This is a genomic window from Aliivibrio finisterrensis, assembly GCF_008933155.1.
In the GTDB taxonomy this organism is placed as follows: Bacteria; Pseudomonadota; Gammaproteobacteria; order Enterobacterales; family Vibrionaceae; genus Aliivibrio; species Aliivibrio finisterrensis.
Genome location: NZ_WBVP01000046.1, coordinates 1 through 3,401, shown reverse-complemented (window position 1 = coordinate 3,401; position 3,401 = coordinate 1). Strand labels below are relative to the sequence as shown.

General features: G+C 36.7%; 3 protein-coding genes. 1 reads left to right on the top strand and 2 read right to left on the bottom strand.

What is annotated here, in order from left to right:
• Nucleotides 1–262: 262 nt before the first annotated feature.
• Nucleotides 263–763 carry an outer membrane beta-barrel protein gene (locus F8B77_RS17190; protein WP_151656876.1) on the top strand — a complete coding sequence of 167 codons (501 nt, stop codon included), beginning with the start codon at nucleotides 263–265 and terminating at the stop codon, nucleotides 761–763.
• Between the two features lie 744 nt (nucleotides 764–1,507).
• Here the strand turns inward: F8B77_RS17190 and F8B77_RS17175 are convergent.
• Entirely contained in the window at nucleotides 1,508–2,074 is a 567-nt protein-coding gene (locus F8B77_RS17175) for a hypothetical protein (RefSeq protein WP_151656874.1), read from the bottom strand.
• Between the two features lie 709 nt (nucleotides 2,075–2,783).
• Nucleotides 2,784–3,383 carry a glutathione S-transferase family protein gene (locus tag F8B77_RS17165; RefSeq protein WP_151656872.1) on the bottom strand — a complete coding sequence of 200 codons (600 nt, stop codon included), beginning with the start codon at nucleotides 3,381–3,383 and terminating at the stop codon, nucleotides 2,784–2,786.
• Nucleotides 3,384–3,401 lie beyond the last annotated feature (18 nt).

Here is a 3,401-nt window from a genome sequence, read left to right as displayed (position 1 = left end):
CTGCATAACACGTTTGCTGCCATGCAAACTAAGCCAAATTTACCACTTAATACGGTAAACTCAAAGAAACCTAGAATGCCGAATGTAGCAAATCGTGTTGATTCATTTGTTATGCGAATATACTAACCACCAATGACCAACTAACGACCTCTTCATGTTAAAAATGTTCGAATTAATTACGAAACCTAACATTACATAAAAAACACTATTAATGAACAGTGTTTTTTATAAGATGGAGCAGACGATAAATAAGGAGCACTGCATGAAAAAGATTACATTACTTACTATCTGCGTATTTTCTTTAGCCCCAGGATTATCAATTGCTCAAAGCGCACAAGCCTACCTAGGGGGAAGCTATGAGCATGGAAATGTCAAAATAGGTAGTCACAATACAAATATGGATGGTATTAAATTCCAAGCCGCCGCCGAGCAAGATTGGGGAAATATTAAAGGAACAGCAGCCACACTTTCCAATCATGATGCTGATTATGATAATTATACTCTTGCTATTGAAAAACCATTTAATATACAGCAATCAAACTTCTTTATTGCGCCAGAAGTCGGAGCAACTTACTCTAGATATAAAGATAATCACTACAACGAATCAGACTTTGGTCCTATGCTAGGAGCATCCGTTGGGTACAACATTAATACTAATTTTCAATTAATAAGTAACTATAATCACTCATTTGGAATGAAATCTAGTCAAGATAACATTGATGAAGACAGCATGAGTATTGGGCTTAACTACCGATTCAAATAAGTTATAGAAGGCCTATCTACAAGTTAGGTCTTTATTCGCATAACGCCTGCATAACACGTTTGCTACGATACAGGCCTAGCTGAATTTTACTGCCTTAATCACTGAAACTAAAGGCAAACCGACAACGCCGAATGTAACAAATCGTGTTGATGCATTTGTTACACGATCTTTGTCAACGCTTCGCTTTAATTGGTAAAGAACTGATTTACCAAGATTTACTGTAAACTAAGTTTAATTAGACTGGCTCAATTTAGCGAGCAAAATATCATTTCAACGGCAATAACTGTGAAACGAAACAATCCCTTTTTCTTACGCCATTTGTACGATCTGGTTTCAGCAAGTTTTAAGCTGATAAACCAAATATCCTCGCCACAATTGGGATTGAAAATACTGAGAGCAAAGCACTGATGCAGAATAAAATGAGGCAAAACCATGAACAATTGAAGCGTGAAGTAGCTTCTGAAATCCATGAACTTTTGGCAATAATGGTCAATTGCCGAACCTGATGAAATGAAAACTAAAAGGCAACAAAGAAGAAGAGAAACCACCTTACTTTCACATCTAGAAATCGAATGGTTCTATCGCCGAACTGAGCCAAAAAACTGCAATCTTTAGTTCGTGTAACGCCTGCATAACACGTTTGCTACTATGCAAATTAAGCCTAAATTTACCACTTAATACGGAAAACCCAAAGAAACCTAGAATGCCGAATGTAGCAAATCGTGTTGATGCATTTGTTATGTGTTAATTTTCAGCATGATAAAGTGTTTCAAAAATATCCTTTATAGCTTTGTTAACCGATGCTATCTGCTCTTGAAAATTATTTAAACTGATATATGAAATTCCATCAAGTAGTTCATTTCCTTGTTTATCAGTTGAATAACGAAAAGAAAATGAGTCTTCATCTACCTTGTTAAATTCATTTACTATTCCTCGCTCTTTTACTAGCGAGGGATTTGTAAATACTAATTTAGGCTGCTTTTGATTAAGATACGCTCCATATAGATCTGTTGCCTCATCCCATAAATCTAATATCTTATGCCTTTCAAGTATGCGATCAGTCCTTGTATTACCAAATCTATGATCCAGTATACGAATAATTGATTTTAGAGAAAGCTCGATATGTTGACGATACAAAAATACAATAGGAAAAATAAGTGAATCTTTATCTCTCACATCTAATTGCCCAAAATCCTGAGATAACTTTTCTGCTGCCCTTAAATACCCATACTGATAAGCTTCTGACTTACTTGTCATCCAACCAATATCAGCATTCGTTTTATCTCTTTTTATGCCTTCGAATAACTTCATTTTCCCTCCAAACACATAACGCTTGCATAACACGTTTATTACCATGCAAACCAACCTGAATTAACCGCCTTAATCGCAGAACCCAAGGCAAACCCAGAACGCCGAGTGTAATAAATCGTGTTGATGCGATTGTTGTGCGTGCTTACTTTCGGATTGGCCCACTTGGTAAAGAACTGCCCTGCCAAGATTTTCTAAGCTCTGATCCTAATTTACCGATGCCGATTAAGCGAACAAAATGTTCTTAAATTGCGAGATGAAGTAAATGGAAAACAGATACATTTCTTACACCATTTGAACGGTTTGGCTTCAGCTAGTTTGGAACTGAAAAACCAAATATCCTAACCACAATTGGGATTGGAAATACTGCGAGCAAAACACTGATGCAAACTAAAATGAGGCATAACCAAAGAACAATTGAAGCGTAAAATAGCCTCTGAAACGCCTGAACTTATGGAAATAATGGCTAATTTGCCGAACTTGATGATACGAAAACCAAAAGGCAACAAAGAAGAAAAGGACGCTTACTAAGCCGAAACTACGAAAGCCGCGATTCTATTGATGAACCGTACAAAAAATTTCGGACTCAGTACGCACAACGCCTGCATAACACGTTTGCTACTATGCAGATTAAGCTCAAATTTACCACTTAATGCGATAAACCCAAAGAAATCTAGAATGCCGAGTGTAGCAAATCGTGTTGATGCATTTGTTATATTTTAGGCTCAGAGGCTAATATTTGTTCTTGCCCACTCAGCCAATTTAAATATTTATCGTAATCTTCCAGCCTAACCGCGCCGTGTTGACATGATTTCTTATAAATTGAAGCTACAAAAATATCAGCGGCTGAGAAACTGCTACCAATAGCAAAATTCGAGGTATTCCAGAGTTTAGGGGACAATTTAGTTAAGCATTGTACGATCCAAGAACCTCGAAGTTCCCGTTTTTCATTTTCAGTTAATTCAGGACGAAAAGCTTTTAATACCGTTCTATTTTGAGGAGCGTGGATACTAGAATTTATATATTCACAGGCTTCACGAATAGCTGCTCTTTCAGCCCAAGTTTGCCCAAAAAGCGTATTTTTAGGATGATGCTCTTCCAAGCACTCAATTATTGCCATTGATTCACTGATTAAGATGCCATTAATTGAAATAGTAGGAACATAACCAAATGGGTTAATTTTAAGGTAAGTCGTTGATAGTTCATGACTAGAAACTTCAATTCGTTTATATGGAAGTGATTTATAATTCAGGGCCCATTCCACTCGCTCCGAACTATTCGACCCAATCGCACTATAAAGAATGATATCCATAATACTGCTCCTTAAAAA

What these genes read in the sequence shown, in the direction of transcription:
- F8B77_RS17190 (WP_151656876.1), top strand. Translation starts at nt 263, where the DNA reads ATGAAAAAGATTACATTACTTACTATCTGCGTATTTTCTTTAGCCCCA.
- F8B77_RS17165 (WP_151656872.1), bottom strand. Translation starts at nt 3,383, where the DNA reads ATGGATATCATTCTTTATAGTGCGATTGGGTCGAATAGTTCGGAGCGA.
- F8B77_RS17175 (WP_151656874.1), bottom strand. Translation starts at nt 2,074, where the DNA reads ATGAAGTTATTCGAAGGCATAAAAAGAGATAAAACGAATGCTGATATT.